Genomic DNA, 20,208 nt, shown 5'->3' on the forward strand with positions numbered 1-20,208 from the left:
CTCTTTGTTTTTTGTATGGAAACAATAAAAAAACATTATTCTAACTCGGAGAATCATCCGTTATTCCAATTGTAATAATGATAAAAAAGCTATTTTAATGTCGTGTAGGATTTATTGATTATCTTTCTTTAGATAAAGTTTTGAATTTGAAGCCTCAGATTATTTTTATGATGACTTTTAAAGCTGTAATTTATGGGGTTTTTATTGTATAAAAAAATCTTTTATAATATAATATAGAGGAAACTAATTAAAGAAGGAGTGTTAAAACATGGGTAAAAAGCAATTAAAAGCCATGATGTTTATATTAGCTATAACATTACTTATCATGGCTCCAATGAACAGTGTTTTTGCGACTGAGTCAGAGGGAAAAACTGTTACAATTTTACAAACAGCTGACTTGCATGGGCGTATATATGCTTATAACTATGCAACAGATTCAGTTGATAGCGATGCGGGTCTTGCAAAGATAAAGACTTTAGTAAAGCAAGAACGTGAAAAAGATCCAAACGCACTTTTAATAGACTGTGGAGATACAATACAAGATAATAGTGCATCATTATTTCACGATCTTCCAGTACATCCTATGATAGAAGTTATGAACGATATGAAATACGATGTATGGGCAATAGGGAATCATGAGTTTAATTTTGGATTAGATATAGTAGAAAAGAATATCAAAGGATTTAAAGGAGCTGTACTATCAGCTAACATTTATAAAGAAGGTACTAATAAAAGGTACATAGATGCATATAAGATTTTTGAAGTTGATGGTGTTAGAGTTGCTGTTATAGGTATGGTACCACCATATGTGCCAGTTTGGGAAGCAAGCACTCCGTCACATTTTAAAGGATTAGAATTTAAACCAGTTTTAGAAGAAACTAAAAAAGTTATAAAAGAATTAGAAGGTAAATATGATGTATTAGTAGGTGCTTATCATATCGGTCCAGACGGCGAGCATGGATATGAAGGTGTTAGAGAAGTAGCACAGGCCTGTCCTGAGTTTGATGCTATATTAGCTGGACATGCTCACTCGGCTGTTAACGAAGAAGTAAATGGTGTTAGAATAGTAGAGCCTAAGAAATATGGATGGGCATTAGCGAAAGTACAAGTTAAATTAAACAAAGAAAATGACAAATGGGTAGTAAAAGAAGTAACTGGTGAAAATTTAGAGACATACAAAATAAAAGAAGATGAAACAATATTAAAAGATTATAAAAATGTACATGATAAATCTATAGAGGATGCTAATAAAGTTGTAGGAAAAATAGAAGCTGACTTTATACAATCGCCAGACTATATTACAGGTGATGATAAAATAACAACTATGCCTACTGCACAAATACAAGACACAGCAGTAATAGATTTAATAAATGAAGTTCAAATGCATTATGCAAAATCTGATGTTAGTTCAGCGGCATTGTTTAACTTTGGGTCAAACCTAAAAGCAGGAGATTTCAAAAAGAAAGACGTGGCATATATATATAAATACGATAATACGCTTATGGGTGTTAACATAACAGGTGAAAATCTTCTAAAATATATGGAGTGGTCAGCTAGTTATTATAACACAATAAAAGAAGGCGATATTACAATTAGCTTTAACCCAGAGGTAAGAGGCTATAATTATGATATGTTCTCAGGACTTAACTATGATATAGATTTAAGCCAGCCAAAAGATAGCAGAATCAAGAATGTAAAAATAAAAGGAAAAGACTTAGACCCTAAGAAAGTTTACAAGCTTGCAGTTAATAACTATCGTTTTGGTACATTAAAGAGCTTAAAACTTATAAAAAGTGAAGATAAATACTATGATGCTTATGAAGAGTACCAAGATGGTGGAAGAATTCGTGAGTTAATCATCCGTTACACAAAAGAAGTTAAAAAAGGAGCTTTAGTTCCTACCGTGGATAACAACTGGAAAATAGTTGGTGTTAACTTAGAAAGTCCATATAAAGAAGAAGTATTTAAGTTAGTGAAGGAAGGAAAGATAAAAATACCTACTTCAGAAGATGGAAGAACAAAAAATATCAAATCACTTAATGTTAACGAGTTAATAAAAGAAGGAAAAATTGTAGATAAAAATGCTCCAAAAAATAAACCACCAAAAGAACAAGAGATAATTAAAGTGCCTATCAAGGAACAAAAAATAGTTGAACCTGCAGTTAAAATAAATCCTAACTCATATACAGTAGAGAAGGGAGATAGACTTTGGAAAATAGCTAAGAAATTCGGACTTAAATGGGAAGAATTAGCTAAGTACAATGAGCTCAAAAATGCAAATATGATAGTAGTTGGACAGAAATTATTGATACCAATTAAATAAAAGAAAAAAAAGGATTACCTAGTTTAATTAGGTAATCCTTTTAGATTGATGACAAAGTCATCAAGATAGGAGACTTTAGTAAAAGTTCAATTTCAAGGCGTGTTAAAATTGATTAGCATAGCTTACTTAGAAGTAAGTGAGCAACGGAAATTTTAACAACAACGCAGAAATTGGGCTTTTGTCTACGGTCTGAAAGGATTACACAGTTTAATTAGGTAATCCTTTTTTTATTTGAAAAATTTATATAATAAAATATTATACCTAAGTACAGAGTTAAAATCGTTGCATAATATGTATAATTTGTAGATTATATTCCATGGAGTAAACTTTTAGAAGTGACCTGTGATATAATGGTATAACAAGAACCCCTTACTTTTGAGAATTTCAATTACTAAAGCAAAGGATTTGATAGTGTGGATGTTTTAGAAATAAAAAACGTATCAAAAAAATATCGTACAAATAATAGAATTAATCAGGTAGCATTAAAAGATATAAATTTGACGCTAAAAAATAATGAGTTTGTTGGTGTTATGGGCACATCAGGAAGTGGAAAAACAACTTTGTTAAATGTGGCTTCTGGAATTGACAAGTGTGATGAAGGAGAAATAAACATATGGGGCAACAATATATGTAAGATGAAAAGGAATGAATTATCTTTATTTAGAAGAAATAATATTGGAATGGTGTTTCAGGACTTCAATTTACTTAATAGCTTAACTGTAAAAGAAAATATTATTATACCATTAATTTTAGATAAGAAATATGAAATTAATCAGGACAATGTGGTTGTTGATTTTGCTAATATGCTAGGGATAGGAGAAATAATGGAAAGATATCCGTATGAAATATCTGGAGGACAACAGCAAAGAGTAGCAATATGTCGTGCTATTGTAAATAATCCTAAGATAATATTTGCTGATGAACCGACAGGAAATCTAGATTCAAGGTCTTCTAAAAAAGTTTTATCATACTTTGAGTTATTACATGAAGAGTGTAATGCAAGTATACTTATGGTAACACATGATCCCTTTTCTGCAAGTTATTGCGATAGGATAGTTTTTTTACAAGATGGTTTAATTGTTAGAGAGATACATAAAAAAGGTGATAAAACTAAATTTTTTGATGATATTATAAATAATGCAAAATTTTAATATGTAAAAAGGTTTTGATTGTAAGATTATTAGAAAGGAATGTATAATAATAAGTGTTATACAAGATTAATTATGACTATTTCTAAAATTTTAATAAAGATATTTAAAGCAGATGTAAAAAAATATAAATTATTTATTTTATGTAATTTATCTACAATAGCTATTTTATATAGCTTTATATCAATATTAGAAAATAACGAATTTATGGATGCATCTATTGTCGATCCAATGATATCTAGCAATATTTACGCTCCGACTTATTTGATATTAATATTTGCGGGTATGTTTATTCCTTATTCACAAAGGATTTTTATTAAATCAAGACAAAAAGATTATGGGATTTTATTATCTCTTGGGATGACAGAAAGAGAGGTAAGAAATAATGTTTTATTGGAAAATTTGATATTATGTGTAGTTTCATTAATAATTGGGCTAGTGATAGGAACATTTTTATCATTGTTTTTTCTACTATTTATAAGTGATGTAATAGGGATTGAAAATATCAAAATTACGATATCTATATCAGCATACAGATTAACAACAATATATGTTATAGTTATATTTTTGATATCATTAATTATTAATGTATATGCTATGATTAAAAGGTCAATATACGAGAAAATAAGATATACTGAAAAAGCTGAAAGTGGAATGCATCATAACATAGGGTTTGTTTTTGCAGGAATTACTTTTGTAATTGTTGGTTTTATTATAATGATTGTCTTTTATCACATAAATAGCAACATATGGTTTATAAGTTTATTAGCTAATATTATAGGGTCTTTTCTAATATTTTTTAATGGAGAAGCATTAATTGAATACTTGAAAGGCAAATCTTATAAAAGCTATGTAAGGAACATTTTTGTATTTTCAGATATCAGGTACTATTATGGTAAAAATAAAAAAATATTCTTTATGACTACTTGGATATTTTTTGCAGTTTTGTTTATGATATCATTTGGATTAATTACTTACCCGAATTTTACAAATAACGCTATTACGTACCATCCGTTTCACATGGTTTATACTGAAATAAATGATTACGTTAGACCTTTATCTAATAACGAGATTGAAGCTATTATAAAGAAAAACAATAATAGCATAACTATAAAAAATACTGTTAGATTTGTAAGAGATAATACTTATACAATATTTTGTATTGAAGATGTAAATAAACTAATAAATAAAAATTATAGCATAAAAAGCAATTCATTTATATATGTACATCCATATGATATGAATGATGGATATGAACATAATGTTGATTACAATATCTCAAATATAAACATTGAGTATGATGAAGCTACAATGAAATTTGTTTTACAAGATAGTATCATTGATCCTTTATTTGGGAGAATAAATTGCATATCAAACTATATACTTTTAGTTAACAAAGAGGATTTTGAATGGATTATATCAAATGATACTAATTTTTATATAAAAGGTAAATTACATATGTATAATTTTAATGACTGGAAGAATTCAGAGACGATAGTTAATGAGATATATGACAAGCAATTAAAAAAGAATAACATTGAAAAGGAAGACCATTTTTATAGAATAAGTTCAAGAATTGATGAGTACAAGAAAGCTTTAAAAAGTTCTAATTTTTTAATTTTTAATATTATTTATACGAGTTTCCTTTTGTATCTGGCAGCAATAATAATGATTCATTTTAAATTAAAAATGGAGTATAATAGTGAAAAAATAAAATATATTAGTTTATACAGGATAGGAATAAGAGAAATAGAAGTAAAAAAAATGATATATCATAAAATAAAGATAATATATAATATATCATTTTTATATGCAATAATAATAAATATTTTTTATGCATATTACACTAATTACACGTATGGATATGGAAAGATAGGTGTTTTTTATGCTATTATTACATCAGTCTTATTATTTATAATACATTCAATAGTATATAAACTATACTTTAAAATGTACTATAAAAGAATTATAAAAGAGTTTAAATAAAATTAGCGTCTTATAAATTAACCTGAATCATTTACTTTTCAGAAACAAACCTAGTCATAATAAAAGCAGTAAGTGGAACAGTTAGTACTATACCTATACTTCCAGAGAAACCTTGAATCATTTCAATAGCTACTTCCTGTAAGTTTAAGAACTGTATAGTTTGTAATTGATAACCGTACATTAGCATCATTGTTGTAAGAGATCCACCTGCAAATGCTAGTATCAAAGTATTTGACATGGTTCCCATGATATCTTTTCCTACATTCATACCAGATTTAAAAAGTGATTTCCTACTTAAGCTAGGGTTGTGTAGATGTATTTCTGAGATAGAAGAAGAGATACTCATAGCTACATCCATTACAGCCCCGATTGAAGAAATCAATATCGCGGAGAACATAAGACCAGAGATATCAATCCCATAGCCTGATACCATATAAGCAAGCTGTTCACCTTCTCTCATGTTAATACCAGATAAATGAGTCATACGACCAGCGATATATGAGATTAATCCAGCTATGATTATACCTCCTATAGTACCTAGTATAGAAGCTAAGGTTTTTTTATTCCAGTCACTAATTAAAACAAATGATATTATAACAGATATTGACATTAATATAATAGTTGTTAGAATAGCGCTTCTGCCGCTAAATAACTGCGGTATTAATATAAAGATAATAATAGTTCCAGTAAATAATAATGAGATAGCAGATTTTAACCCTTTCATACCACCAAGTATAATTAGCAATATTAGAAATATACCGATAATAAAGTAAACAGTTAGTTCACGTCTATAGTTATATACCCATATCTGAGGACCTTTCTCAGTTTCACGTATTCCCACTACAATTTTAGTACCTTCTTTAGCAAGGACATTATGACTACGAGATAAAAGATTAGTTGATTCATATGTATTGCCCTTATATGTACCACTCAAGATTTTGACCTTAAGGACTTGTTTGCCATTCATTCTATTTGAAAGAGCTTCATCAGGTTCTAAGCTCTCTTCAAGAACAGAAACGACAACACCTTTTTCAAAGACTTGATTAAAATATTTAGGAATATTCTTTTTATTGCCTGTTACGGGTGAAAAAAATATAATTATTGGTATTAAACATAAAACTATAATAGCTAAGATATTATTTTTTATCCAAGACTTCACTTGCATTCCTCCATTAATATTAAAGTTAAGTACTAAAATAATTATATAGTGTTTTATGATTATTGTCTAATAATGCAAATGAAATAATTTATAAATAATACAAAAAACTACAAAAACAATAAATAATATGATATAATGTATATAAATAGAAATAATTATCGTAATTTAATGTTTAACAGGAGCATAAAAACGATGTGCCTGCTAAGGATTATCCTCTTTGTCCCAAGTATGTACTATACTTGTGTTTACCATAGCAGGTTAGTTTTTTATAATACCATGAAAAAATTTTAAATATAAGGGGGTGAACTTAATGACATTAAAGAAATTTGCTAATTACTCTAGCCTTTCTAGTCGAGGATGTAGTAAATTAAAGATGATTTTTATATGTGAACCAGGACATAATGGTTGGGGACCATATTAGGTTTAACAAAAAATTAAAGGGATAAAAAGTCCTAATAAAAAGAGAGTATAAATAATTAAATTTTGCTCTCTTTTTGTATATTGTTGTAAAATATATAGTAGTCTAGATATCCAATGATTATTTTTTATTAGAGATTTACTATAATTTAAATAGTTATTTCTAAAACAGTTATAAGATTTTACTTAGATTGTCCATATATATGCAACATGCAAATTAAAACATTAACAAAAATTACAAAAAAATACAAGCGTGTGATATAATAAATACAGATAGATTATGGATGAGGAGGTATGAATTATGTGTTTATCTAAGTTTAGAAATTATGCATATAACAAAAACCATCCACTTTGTCCAAAGTACGTTCTTTATTTGTGTTTACCAGAACAGGTTAGTTTTTTGTAGTCGGAAAATTAAATAAAATAAGGAGGTGTATTAATGACTTTAAAGAGATTTATCAAGTATCCAATTCATGACCCATATCCAAGATGTAAGATGGATGAAGTATGGGCTATATGTGATCCAGGTCGTCCTGGGTTAATACCTTGCTAAATTAATAAAAATAAAAGCTTAACTCTTTTTTAGTTAAGCTTTTTATAATTACAAGTTATTTAACAGCAGCTACAACTGACATTTCAACCAATATAGTATCTCTAGCCATTTTAGCTTCTACACAAGCTCTAGCTGGCTCATGTCCATCAACTACCCATGCATCCCATACCTCATTCATTTGGCTAAACAATGATATATCTTTTAAATAGATTGTTGTAGATAGAATATTATATTTATCTGAACCATATTTACTCAATAAATCTTCTACTTTTTTAAGAACTGCTGTAGTTTGTGCTTTTATATCTTTATCAGCATCACCACATGTTTGACCACATAAATATACAGTGTTATTATGAACAACAGCACGACTCATCCTGCCTGTACCTTCGTATCTTTTGATTTCCATTATTAGCACTCCTTTAATTGTTATTGTACCTGAATTATTCAAAGAAAATTAATAACTATATTGCATCCTTCTAATTACAATACTTCCATCACTTTTTCATCGTACTACCAAGTACGCTTTTAAAAATGCTGAAACATTGTAATTTGAAACTACAACATTTGCATCAAAGTTCCACGGATATTTCAGGTATATTCTTAACTATTATAATAAAAAGTATTTATTTTATCAAATGTTATTTAAGTTGTAAGCATAATATCATAGTGTAGGGTAATATCATAGTAATATGAAGTATAGGAGGAAAATATGAGGATTATAGTTATTAAGAAAAAAAGCATGGGACTGATTATACTATTAGTATGCCTTATAGTCACAGGGTTTATAAGTTTTAACAAAGAGGAAGATACTATCACTGCATTTTCGCCAATAATAGGAAAAGTGATAGCTATAGATCCTGGACATGGAGGGTTTGACCCTGGAGCATCAGGTAGAACAGGAATAACAGAAGATAAAATCAACCTTCAGATATGTCTTAGAATAAGAAGACTTGTAGAACAAGCAGGTGGAAGAGTTGTCATGACTAGAGAAACAGATAAAGGATTAGATACAGATAAATCAAAAACAATAAGACAAAGAAAAAATGAAGATATGAGAAAGAGAAGAATATTAATAAACAATAGTAACCCAGATGCGTTTGTGAGTATTCATCTAAATAGCTTTTCTCAATCCAGTTCTCATGGGGCACAAGTATTTTATAAAAGCAGATGTGAAAATAGTAAAGTATTAGCGAATATAGTCCAGAAAGAACTAAAAAGAGTATTAGATAACAATAATAAAAGACTACCTCAACCTAGAAGTTCTATATATTTACTCAAGCAAGTAAAAGCACCATCTGTATTAGTAGAATGTGGATTCTTATCAAACCCTAGAGAAGAAAAATTATTGCAGGCAGAAAGTTATCAAGAAAAAATTGCATGGTCTATTTATATAGGGTTAATCAATTATTTTGATGAAATAATTGATAAAGAGATTTAGTTTAAACAAAAAGGGGATGGATATGACAAATATATTAAGGATAAAGCTATTTAGGCTTGGAGTAGTATTTCTATGTGTGTGTTTAGTGTGTATTACTCTATATAAATACGATAAATGTACCAAAAACACAGTTGGTCAAGCTGAATTGTATCAAATACTTGAATATATTGTAATAAATAAAAATGATGCACTAGTTTATTATGATAAGAGTTTAATAAGAGATATATACAATGTACATATAAGTGATGGAAAATATGCATATGACAATGAAGTGAGAAAAATTAACTATTGGCATGAATGGGCTGAAAAGCAAGGGATAAATTACAATGATATTAAATCAGAAATATTATTACATAACATAAAGTATAAAGATAAAAAATTAATCATAGATTTTTCAATGTGCACGAAATATTATTATAGCTATAAAGATACACCTAATGATGTAGACTGTATGAGAATAGGAACTTCTAATATTCTAGAATTAGAAAAGAGCAATGATAACTATAAGATAACAAAAGAAAAAAGTAATGCTCAATATGACCTAAAGGAAGTCTTTAAAGATAAGAAGATTACAACGATTATTAATGAACAAAAAATGAGAAGTTTTACAAACCTAAATGACAAGAATATAGCAGTAGTAGGATATGTGAATAGATATTGTGGTTCTGCTTATAAAGTAACTAATCAGTACAATAATAAATATGTCAGGTTAAAAGAAGATTGCGCGAATTTTTTATCCCAAGCGTTATACGAAAAAGGAGGTTTTCAAAAGGATGAGGTTTGGAACTATGATATTAAAGCAAGTAATGCATGGGGAGATAAAGACGCGTTTATTAAATATTTAGTTTATAATGGAAAAGCTTTGCAAATAAAAGAAGGTAAGTACCAAGAAATATATAAATCAGTATATAAATTAGACCCAGCAGATATAATAGTCTATATTATAGATAATAAAATTGAACATATTGCAATGGTGGTAGGAGCTGATGCAAAAGGTTATCCTTTAATAAGTAGTCATGGGATTGATATGTATAGAGTTCCTTGGGATTTAGGATGGGATAGCAATAAAACTATTTTTAAGTTATTGAAGGTGAACTACTTGTAGGCAATAAAAAAAGATTGAATCAAAATATGATGTATTACAACAAGTCAACTCATCAATTTTGAAACAATCCAAAGGGGCCTATTTTAAAATCGTTACTCTAAAGTGGGTGCGATTTTAAATTATGTTATAAGTTTTTTGATTCGTAAGATTTAGTCATTTTAAAAACAAAACCACTTAATAAAACTAAACCGATTAAGTTGGGAATAGCCATTAATCCGTTAAAAGTGTCGGATAAACTCCATACTATATCTATAGAACCTAAAGAGCCAATGTAACACAATACAATAAATACGATTTTATATATACTAACAGCTTTTAAGCCAGCTATGTATTCCAAGCATTTTGATCCATAGTAATACCACCCAAGTATAGTAGAAAAAGCAAAGAACATCAAACCTAAAGACACTATATATCCACCAACGTTAGGTAAAGTTTCACTAAAGGCTGTGGTAGTAAGTGCTGAAGAAGTAAGATTGTCTGTTATAGTCATTGATCCAGAAGCATCTATGTTAACTAAGCCCGACACTAATATAACTAGGGCAGTCATTGTACAAATTATAAGAGTATCTATGAATGAGCCAAGAGAACCTATGATTCCTTGAGAAACAGGATCATCATTACTTGAGGCTGCGTGTGCAATAGCTGCACTACCTAGTCCAGCCTCATTAGAAAATACACCTCGAGCAACTCCATATCGTATAACGGTGCCTATAAGACCACCAGTTACAGCTTTACTAGAAAAAGCATTAGTAAAAATCATTGAAAATGCAGTTATTATTTTGTCAGCATGAAGTATTAATACGGCGCTAGCACCTAAAATATAAGAGATAGCCATTATAGGAACTATTTTATCAGTAACATTTCCTATGCTTTTAATACCACCTATAATTACTAAGCCAGTAGCAACTGCAATGCCCAATCCAGCTATTTTTGGGCTAATACCAAAGGTTACATTTAAAGAAGTTGCTACAGAGTTTGCTTGAGCCATATTTCCAATACCAAATGATGCAAATAAACCAAAGAGAGCAAAGCACCATCCTATTATTGAACCAAATTTACCTGCTCTTTCGCCATAGTTATCTGCTAAACCATATTTCAGATAGTACATAGGACCACCTGATTTTTCATTTTTTTCGTTTGTAATTCTGTATTTGAGAGCTAATAAGGCTTCGGAATATTTTGTAGCGCCTCCAAAAGCAGCGGTAAACCACATCCAAAATACTGCACCAGGTCCACCAGCAGCAATAGCAGAAGCCACACCTGCAATATTACCAGTACCTATAGTAGCAGCTAGAGACGTCATAAGAGATTGGAAAGGGGTTATGTCTCCGTCTCCATTTATATCTTTAGAAAAAAGCAATTTAAATGCATAACCTAGTTTCCTAAATTGAATAAATCTAGTTCCAAAACTTAGTAGGATACCGGTTCCAACTAAGAGGACAATCATAAATGGTCCCCATGCAAAATCACTTATTACTTTTACTATTGCTTCGAATTTTGCCATTTCTTACCTCCAATATGTTTATTTATTAGTTATAGTATTATAAAAAACTAGTTAAATAATTCTATAACCGATAAATTTTTATAAACAATTAGAGATATTTGTATTTAGATTAAATATCAGGTAGAATGTATTGCAATGAAGTGATTTATAGTATTGCCAAGAAAAGTTATTTACATTAGTCGAGCTTTTTTGATATTTATTGACTTTATTATAACAAACCACACAATAAATTTCAAATTATTTATTATAAATATTACACTTTATATTTGCATATTAAAAAAACAAGTTTGGGAATAATAAAGTTGAGGTGAAATATCATGAAAAAAATTTGTATTATATTAATGATAGTGTTAACTATAGTTTTTTTACCAAGTTGTAAAAAAGAAAGTGATAAAGAAGAAAAAGATAAGTTGCCAGAGCATCTGAAGACAATAGCTGAAGGTAATAATAAGATAATAGAGGATGTAGAGAAGATTTATGACCTAATGATTAACCCTGAAAAAACAGATATTAGCCAAGATGAACTAAGTGGAGATAAACCAGAGAGTAGCGATAATAATAATGATAGTAATAAAGAAAGTAAAGATAAAGATACTAAGAATGAGGACAGTGATACAGAAGAAGAAGATCAAAATATAGTAGGAGACAATCAGGATAGCGAGGCTAAAACTGATATAGCTCAGATTATTTCAAAAATGTGGCAAGAGGTATCTAATACATGCAAAGAGATACATGGAAACTGGAATGACTATGAATTAGATACAATAAGAGATGGAGCAGACAAAGAAGATATAGGTAAATTTGAGATTGCTGTAAATGGATTAACAATAGCAGTAGATAACAAAGATATTCTAGATATATTATATAAGACAAATGATGTAAATATGAGTTTAGCAGCGTTTTACGATTTGTATAAGGGGCATATAGAGGGAGAAAAAAATAGAATAAATTATTGTATAAGAGGTGCATATTTAAGTGCATTAGAAAATGATTGGGAAAACAGTGCAAAAATATTACGTAAAACTCCAGTTTACATAGATGAGTTAAAAGACAAATTGATAATAGATGATAAAAATGCTAAGAATTTAAAAAAATTAGAAATATCAATAAAAGATATGCAAAATGCAGTAATTAGTAAGAATAAAGAATTGTTATTAATAAAAAGAGATATAGTAGTAGATAACTTATATGGAATAGTACAAGGTGAAAAAAAGAAAGAGAAGTAGCTAAGAATTAGATAAGAAGAGCTGTTAGATAAAGATTATAGACTTTTATGATTAAAAGATATAAAATTTTACTAATGGTTCTTTTTTGATATAATAGTAATGATTAAAAGTTAGGGGGGAAATATGGAGCAATATGTATTAGCAATAGATTGCGGGACTCAAAGTATAAGAGGGTTGATATTTGATGAAAGAGGACAATTGTTAGCAAAGAGGAAGAGAGAATTTAAGCCATATTTTTCGGTGAATTCAGGATGGGCAGAACAAGAAGCAACATTTTATTGGAAGACGGTCTGTAATGTGTGCAATGAACTAAAAAATGACTATTCAGATTTGTGGGAAAATTTAATAGCGGTATCAGTAACAACTCAACGTGATACATGCGTAGTAGTAGATAAAAATGGAGAGCCACTAAGACCTGCAATATTATGGCTAGACCAAAGGATGGCTAAATGCGAAAAACCAATGCCTATGCCATATAGAGTAGCAGTTAAAGCTATTAATATGTCATATGAGATAGAAAGTTATAGAAAGAAATTTAAAGCTAACTGGATTAAAGAAAACGAACCAGAAATATGGGAAAGGACACACAAATACTTGCTGCTATCTGGATATATAAACTATAAGCTTACTGGAGAATTTGTAGATTCAATAGCATCTCAGATAGGGCATATCCCATTTGAACACAAGAAAAAAACATGGGCAGGTAAGCTGGATATTAAGAATTATGTTTTTGAATTAGATAGAGATAAGTGTCCGAAACTAGTTAAATCAGGTACTATAATGGGGAAGATATCTGATGCTGCAATAAAAGAAACAGGTATTAAAGAAGGATTATATGTGATAGCATCAGGATCTGATAAAGGATGCGATACAATAGGAACAGGGTGTATTGACGAGACGAAAGGAAGTATTAGCTTAGGATCAACAGTTACAATACAAACTACAACTGAGAGATATTATGAAGTGTCAAAATATAATCCCCCTTATCCAGCAGTAGATCCTAGATGCTATAACCCTGAGGTTCAGATATATAGAGGATATTGGATGATCTCATGGTTTAAAAGAGAGTTTGCCATGAAAGAACAACAACAGGCAAAAAAGCTAGGAGTATCACCTGAGTCATTATTAGATAAACGTCTAAAAGAAATACCTCCAGGTTCTCACGGATTAATATTACAGCCTTATTGGGGAGCTGGAATAAAAAAACCAGAAGCAAAAGGAGCAATAATAGGTTTTGGAGATGTTCATACCAGAGTTCATATATACCGAGCGATTATTGAAGGTATAAGTTATGCATTACTAGAAGGAATAGAAAATATACAAAGAAAATCTGGCAAGTACATGAAAGAAATAGTTCTAACAGGTGGAGGATCCGTAAGTGATGAGATATGCCAGATAACAGCAGATGCTCTTAACAGAAATGTCTATAGAGTCCAAACTCATGAGACATCAGGACTAGGAGCCGCTATAGTTTGTTACGTAGCATTAGGTATATATGATAGTTTTGATGAAGCAGTAAAGAGTATGGTTCAATATAAGGATGAGTTTATACCAGATAAGAAGAATATAGAGATATATTCAAAGCTTTATAACAAAGTATATAAAAAAATGTATCCTAGAATGAAGAAATTATATAAAAGTATAATGGAAATAACAAATTATCCGGAATAATATTATTTTAATAAATTACAAAGTTGGCTAGAAATTGTTTTGTAAAAACTAGATTGGTGACATAGTCATCAATCTAACAGACTTTAGTAAGAGTTTAATTTCAAGGCGTGTTAAAATTGAGTAGCAGAGCTTACTTAGAGGTAAGTGAGCAACGGAAATTTTAATAACAACGCAGAAATTGGGCTTTTGTCTATAGTCTAAAGTGTTTTTTATAAAACACCTTCTAGCCAATTTAATGCCAATATAACAGTCATACTACTAGATATGACCAATATGATATTGTCTTTTTTTATTGCAATAATAATAGCTACAATTCCAGCAATAAGATAATGATTATTTAAAGTCAAATCTATGTATCCCTTAGGAAGAAGTAAAGAAGGAACAATCAGTGATGTTAAAATAGCAGTTGGTATATATTTCATTATTTTTTCTAACCATGTAGGAATACCCGTAAAACGAAGTATAATAAGACTACCAATTCTAGTAAGGTATGTTAAGATAGCCATTATAACGATTATAAATACAAGATTATTTTGCATTTACACTCCTCCTTTCACAAACAAAACCAGTAATACTTCCCATCAGACAAGCTATAATAATATACCATTTTCCAGGTAAAAATAGCGAACCTATAATCGATGTAATTCCAGATACAAGGCAAACTAATAGGCTAGCTTTGTTAATTAATCTAGGTATAAGCAGCACTAGAAAAGTAGCAGGTATGATGAAATCTATTTCCCATTTTAGAGGATTAGATATATGGTTTGCAAGAACAGCTCCTAAGGCAGTGGAAAGAGTCCACACAATATAAAGAATAGTGTGGAGTCCTAAATGATAGTGGTAGTTATACCCGTTTTTTTCTATTCTATTTACTGTGAGAACATAGCTTTCATCAGTCAATCCAAAGGCAATAAGAGCCTGTAGATAGTTTTTTTGCTTAAGTATATACGGAGCTAAAGATGCTCCCAATATAAGATGACGTAGATTTACTAAAAGTGTTGTTAATCCAATTACGGCTATATTAGTTACACCCGATCCAATCATAGATATTGCTACAAATTGAGAAGCACCAGCAAAAACTAGCATAGACATTAATATTATTTCAAATGCAGAAAATCCAGATGATACTCCCATTATTCCACAGGTAAAGCCAAAAGGTATTACTCCAAGCAGAATAGGCAGAGTATCAAAAAATACTTCTTTAATTATTTCAATTTTTATATTTTTTATATGAATCACTCCTGTCTTGTAATAAATTTTAATAAATACGAAAAACATTGTAAATAACCAATTATCTAAAAATGTGTTATAATTGGATATTAGAGAGGTGTTTCATTAAAATGGATATATCCAAAATGATAATTAATAAAAAATTAAATAAGAAATCTCCACTTTATATGCAAATTGCTAAGATTATAATAGACAAAATTGATGATAGCTTTTTAAAGGAAGGTGATAAACTGCCTTCAGAAAGAGAGCTAGCTACTCTTTTTAAAGTTAGTAGGACTACAACAATCAACGCATATCGTTACTTAGAGAAAAATGGGTATGTAAATACTAAAACAGGTAGCGGAACTTATGTTATAAAGGAGAATAATCAAAAGAATAAATTAAAACACAAAATACAATGGGATGAGTTTTTTAGACCTTATGGGCAGTTATCAATGTCATCTTTAATGACTGAAATTATAAATAGCTCAATGATGTTGGATAGGATTTCACTAGATGCAGGTATGCCAGATCCTGAGCTTTATCCTTTAGATAAATTCAAGCAATTGTTTTGTGAAAACATGAAGTATTTTAAAGGACAAGACTTTGGATATATGTCAATAGAAGGATTGAGTGGGTTAAGGCAAAATATAGCACAGATGCTTGTAGAAAAACAAATCAAAGCTAAATATGATAATATAATGATAACATCAGGCTCTCAACAAGGAATATATTTAATTTCAAAAGTGCTCATTGAACCAGGGGATTATGTAGTAGTAGAAGCTCCAACGTATATTGGAGTAATGCCTGTATTAAAAGCGGCAGGAGCTAGAATTTTGAGTCTACCTATCAAAAACGAGTCAAGGTTAGATATTTTAAAAGATTATATCGTCAGATATAGACCCAAATTTATATATACTATTCCAACATATCAAAATCCTAGTGGAAATGTAATGTCAAAAAAGCAGCGGAAAGAGCTTATAGAATTAGCTATTAACAATAGATTATTAATAATTGAAGATGACCCATATAGTGATTTTTATTATGATGAAAAACCACCAGTATCATTAAAAGCCACTAGTAATTATGAAGGTATTATATATATTAGTACTTTTTCAAAAATAATAATGCCGGGATTAAGATTGGGATACATAGTAGCTCATCCAACATTAATAAGTCGTGTAGCTATGGAAAAACAGTACACAGATTTGCACAGTAACAATCTATCTCAATTATTATTAAATCTATATTTGAAAGAAGGAGAATTGACAAAGCATCTAGAGGTATTGAGGAAAATTTATAAAAAACGAAGAGATATAATGGCTAGACATATCACTAAATCATTAAATGAGTATTTAGATTTTTCATTACCAAAAGGAGGTTTTTATATTTGGGGTAAAATACTTGCTCCTATTAATTCTCGTAAATTACTACATGAAGCATTAAATGTAGGAGTATCATTTATTCCTGGAGATGCATTTTACGATATTCCAACTCAAGGTAAGGAATTGCGTTTGTGTTTTGTAAGCAATAGTGAAGATAAAATAAAAGAATCAGTAGTTAGATTAAGTAGGGCATTTTCTAGTATTATAAAAAAAGACAGAATAATAAACAAAGACAATAATAGACCTTTGATATAATAATATTAAAATAGTATATGAGTAAATACTTGAATAAACAGAGCTTAGTAGTTTATAATAACAAACATAGATAAGGAATATATTATTGGAGGTTAGTATGAAAAACGAATCTTATAAAGAGTTGTATATATATAATGATATAGAATATAAACAGAACAATGATGAGGGTTTTATTAGGTTAGGAGATAAATGCATCTATGAAGTTATAAGGCTTATAGATAAAAAACCTCTGTTTTTAGAAGAACACATAGAGAGATTAAACAAATCAGTACAGCTACTGGGACATAAGCTTAATTATAAGTTACAGTATTTTAAGGATTTAATAGAAAGATTAGTGAAAATAAATAAATGTGAGAATATAAACGTCAAGATTTTTGTGAGTGGATTTGATAATAACAAAGAAAACATACTGATATGCTGTATAAAAAGTTATTATCCAGAGCAAGAAGTATACCAAAAAGGTATAAAGACAATACTTGTTGATGTGGAAAGAGAAAATCCAAATATAAAAAGTATGAATACAGAATTTAAAAAGGGCATAAATGAAAAACTGCAATTAAATAATGCGTTTGAAGCATTAATAGTTAACCATAATGGATATATTACAGAAGGAAGTAGATCAAATATATTTTTCGTTAAAAATAATAGCATATATACTTCTATATCAAAAGACGTATTATTAGGAGTAACAAGAAACCATATTATAGGTATATGTAAAAAACTAAGAATACCTATAGTAGAAGAAAACGTATATAAAGATGATTTGGCAGATATTGATGGAGTATTTATGACAGGTACATCGGTAGGAGTATTGCCTATAGCGCATATAGATGGGTATGATTTTAAATCTCCAAAGCTAGATATCATAAATAAAATATCATTGCAGTATAAAAAAGAAATTAAGGACTATTTGCAAACAATGTACTTTTAATATATACTGGATAAGTATATAGAACATGTAAGCAGTAAGGAGGAAAAATAAAAGTGAATATACTAAATTTTGATATAAGGCATATGCTTATGATCTTACCTGGGATACTAGTTGCTTTTTCATTCCATGAATATGCACATGCACAAGTAGCAGTATTACTAGGAGATGATACCCCAAAATATCAAGGTAGATTGACACTTAGTCCATTAGCACATATAGATCCACTTGGATTTATAACGCTATTACTTATGGGGTTTGGATGGGCTAAACCAGTTATAATCAATCCTAGTAATTTTAAAAAGCCTAGAAGAGACGATATACTAGTTTCGTTGGCTGGACCAGCTATGAACTTCTTGATGGCAATAGTTTTTTTATTGCTCATAAAATTGAGTTTTAAATTACCATATTCTATAAAGAGCCAAGAAGTATTTGATATAGTTATAGACGTGTTAAAATATGCTTCGCAAATTAATATAGTACTTATGGTGTTTAATTTGATTCCTATACCACCGTTAGATGGTTCTCATGTATTTTTTAGTCTGTTTAATCTAAAAAATACAGAGGTATACTATCACTTGCAAACAAAAGGAACTATTATATTAATAGTATTGATAATATTTGATGTAATAGAAAAGATTATAAGTCCACCAATTAATTTTATATTCGGAGAATTAGTTAAAATTATATTTTAACTTATATAAATGAAATATAAATAGGATGTCTTGTGACATCCTATTTATAAAAATAAAGTTTAATAACGAGGTGAAATACATGCCACTAGATATAAATAGCAATACAAAAGATACTATTGTTAATGTTGGCAGATCCAAAATAGTAGAAACTATTTCAGCTATCCACGTTTTAGCAGATAGCAAGCATCACAATTACGCAAAAAAATGGTTAGAACATATGCATAAAAAAATAGTGGATAAAGATTATCTTGATATATTGGTGTTAATATCAAAATTAAAGCTTAAAGGAATAGAATTTATTGAATTTATGTTAGATATAAACAGCCTAAATGATATAGAAAGTTTTTTTGAAGAAATAGAAAATAAAGATGATATAGAGTTTTTGTATAAGCTCTTTTCAGAAGCATTTACAAAACAAGAAATAAAAAATGCTAGAGAAAATACTGATGTAATACAAAATATCATACAGGAAAAAGAGTATCAACATTATTATAATTCATTTGATATAAAAGATATATTAGATAGTACTGAGTTTTTACAAAACAATATCGTTAAACTAATGAGAATTGTCTATGATGAACTAGATGTATATATAAACGGCAATATAGAAATATATGATAAAGCAATAAAAGATGTAAATTATATGTTGATAAAAGATCCACCTTTGGAAGTAGCTCAAAGTATCATGGGAAAGAAATTTTACAGGGTATCACAGTATAAGGAGTATTATTTTATAGCATCATATTTTATAAGTCCACATAATATAAGGATATTTAATGATGATAAAATAGTAACCATTTTTGATGCTAGAAGGTTTAGTTTAGATACAAAAGAGAAGGTTAAAGACATAGCAAAAACTATGAAGGTATTATCAGATCAAACTAGACTCGAAATACTAAGACATCTTATAAGTAATCCGACATACGGAAAAGTTCTTGCGAGTAGATTAAATTTGACTACAGCTACGATTTCACATCATTTAGAACTACTAAAAAAAGAAGGCCTAATAGTAGAAGATAAGGTTAAATCAACAAAATATTTTAGAGCGGATGTTAAAAAAATTGAAGAATCGTTTGGAAAAGCAACTGGTTATTTGTTTAATGAAAATTAAACAAAAACAGTTGTTTTTTTATGGTTAAAAAACTTGACTGATATTAAAAAGTTAAATATAATATAAATATCTTATAAGAAAAACATCTAATTAGA

The 20,208-nt window shown here is 29.0% G+C and carries 16 protein-coding genes; 11 read left to right on the plus strand and 5 right to left on the minus strand.

Going from position 1 to position 20,208, the window contains the following annotated elements; translation table 11 throughout:
• Positions 1-268: 268 nt before the first annotated feature.
• The 3 genes from P3X86_RS13205 (at position 269) to P3X86_RS13215 (ending at position 5,457) form a co-directional block, all read left to right on the plus strand.
• Positions 269-2,323 carry a 5'-nucleotidase C-terminal domain-containing protein gene (locus P3X86_RS13205; protein ID WP_483293168.1) on the plus strand — a complete coding sequence of 685 codons (2,055 nt, stop codon included), beginning with the start codon at positions 269-271 and terminating at the stop codon, positions 2,321-2,323.
• 413 nt (positions 2,324-2,736) lie between these two features.
• Positions 2,737-3,474: an ABC transporter ATP-binding protein gene (locus P3X86_RS13210; protein WP_483293169.1), complete on the plus strand. Its 738-nt coding sequence runs from the start codon at positions 2,737-2,739 to the stop codon at positions 3,472-3,474.
• Between the two features lie 72 nt (positions 3,475-3,546).
• On the plus strand, positions 3,547-5,457 hold the full coding sequence (locus P3X86_RS13215) for an FtsX-like permease family protein (protein WP_483293170.1): 1,911 nt from the start codon (positions 3,547-3,549) through the stop codon (positions 5,455-5,457).
• A gap of 31 nt (positions 5,458-5,488) precedes the next feature.
• Here the strand turns inward: P3X86_RS13215 and P3X86_RS13220 are convergent, their stop codons facing one another.
• Positions 5,489-6,616 (minus strand): YibE/F family protein, encoded by a 1,128-nt coding sequence (locus P3X86_RS13220; RefSeq protein ID WP_483293171.1) that lies wholly within the window; start codon positions 6,614-6,616, stop codon positions 5,489-5,491.
• A gap of 1,025 nt (positions 6,617-7,641) precedes the next feature.
• Positions 7,642-7,992, minus strand: a complete 351-nt coding sequence (locus tag P3X86_RS13225) for a RidA family protein (RefSeq protein WP_483293172.1) — start codon at positions 7,990-7,992, stop codon at positions 7,642-7,644.
• A gap of 303 nt (positions 7,993-8,295) precedes the next feature.
• On the opposite strand from P3X86_RS13225, the gene cwlD reads away from it, so the two are divergent.
• Entirely contained in the window at positions 8,296-9,024 is a 729-nt protein-coding gene (cwlD, locus tag P3X86_RS13230; RefSeq protein WP_483293173.1) for an N-acetylmuramoyl-L-alanine amidase CwlD, read from the plus strand.
• A gap of 22 nt (positions 9,025-9,046) precedes the next feature.
• On the plus strand, positions 9,047-10,129 hold the full coding sequence (locus P3X86_RS13235; protein ID WP_483293174.1) for an amidase domain-containing protein: 1,083 nt from the start codon (positions 9,047-9,049) through the stop codon (positions 10,127-10,129).
• A gap of 124 nt (positions 10,130-10,253) precedes the next feature.
• Here P3X86_RS13235 and P3X86_RS13240 read toward each other — a convergent pair whose 3' ends face one another.
• Complete coding sequence (locus P3X86_RS13240; protein WP_483293175.1) at positions 10,254-11,633, minus strand: alanine/glycine:cation symporter family protein; 1,380 nt, start codon at positions 11,631-11,633, stop codon at positions 10,254-10,256.
• Positions 11,634-11,950: 317 nt separating this feature from the next.
• Here P3X86_RS13240 and P3X86_RS13245 point away from each other — a divergent pair, with 317 nt between their 5' ends.
• Complete coding sequence (locus tag P3X86_RS13245) at positions 11,951-12,859, plus strand: hypothetical protein (RefSeq protein ID WP_483293176.1); 909 nt, start codon at positions 11,951-11,953, stop codon at positions 12,857-12,859.
• A gap of 123 nt (positions 12,860-12,982) precedes the next feature.
• Positions 12,983-14,530 (plus strand): FGGY-family carbohydrate kinase, encoded by a 1,548-nt coding sequence (locus P3X86_RS13250; RefSeq protein ID WP_483293177.1) that lies wholly within the window; start codon positions 12,983-12,985, stop codon positions 14,528-14,530.
• A gap of 209 nt (positions 14,531-14,739) precedes the next feature.
• Here P3X86_RS13250 and P3X86_RS13255 read toward each other — a convergent pair whose 3' ends face one another.
• Positions 14,740-15,069, minus strand: a complete 330-nt coding sequence (locus P3X86_RS13255; RefSeq protein WP_483293178.1) for an AzlD domain-containing protein — start codon at positions 15,067-15,069, stop codon at positions 14,740-14,742.
• Positions 15,059-15,808, minus strand: coding sequence for an AzlC family ABC transporter permease (locus P3X86_RS13260; RefSeq protein ID WP_483293179.1), 750 nt, complete (start codon positions 15,806-15,808; stop codon positions 15,059-15,061). The genes P3X86_RS13255 and P3X86_RS13260 overlap by 11 nt, the downstream gene beginning before the upstream one ends.
• A gap of 62 nt (positions 15,809-15,870) precedes the next feature.
• On the opposite strand from P3X86_RS13260, the gene pdxR reads away from it, so the two are divergent.
• The 4 genes from pdxR to P3X86_RS13280 all read left to right on the plus strand — a co-directional run bounded on the left by pdxR (position 15,871) and on the right by P3X86_RS13280 (position 20,113).
• On the plus strand, positions 15,871-17,379 hold the full coding sequence (gene pdxR, locus P3X86_RS13265; protein ID WP_483293180.1) for a MocR-like pyridoxine biosynthesis transcription factor PdxR: 1,509 nt from the start codon (positions 15,871-15,873) through the stop codon (positions 17,377-17,379).
• A gap of 97 nt (positions 17,380-17,476) precedes the next feature.
• Complete coding sequence (locus P3X86_RS13270) at positions 17,477-18,310, plus strand: aminotransferase class IV (RefSeq protein WP_483293181.1); 834 nt, start codon at positions 17,477-17,479, stop codon at positions 18,308-18,310.
• A gap of 53 nt (positions 18,311-18,363) precedes the next feature.
• The gene (locus tag P3X86_RS13275; protein ID WP_483293182.1) at positions 18,364-19,002 is read left to right on the plus strand and encodes a site-2 protease family protein; all 639 of its coding nucleotides are present in this window, start codon (positions 18,364-18,366) and stop codon (positions 19,000-19,002) included.
• A 79-nt stretch (positions 19,003-19,081) separates the two neighbouring features.
• On the plus strand, positions 19,082-20,113 hold the full coding sequence (locus tag P3X86_RS13280) for an ArsR/SmtB family transcription factor (protein ID WP_483293183.1): 1,032 nt from the start codon (positions 19,082-19,084) through the stop codon (positions 20,111-20,113).
• Positions 20,114-20,208 lie beyond the last annotated feature (95 nt).

The sequence above is a fragment of the Abyssisolibacter sp. ZYX002 genome (assembly GCF_056892235.1).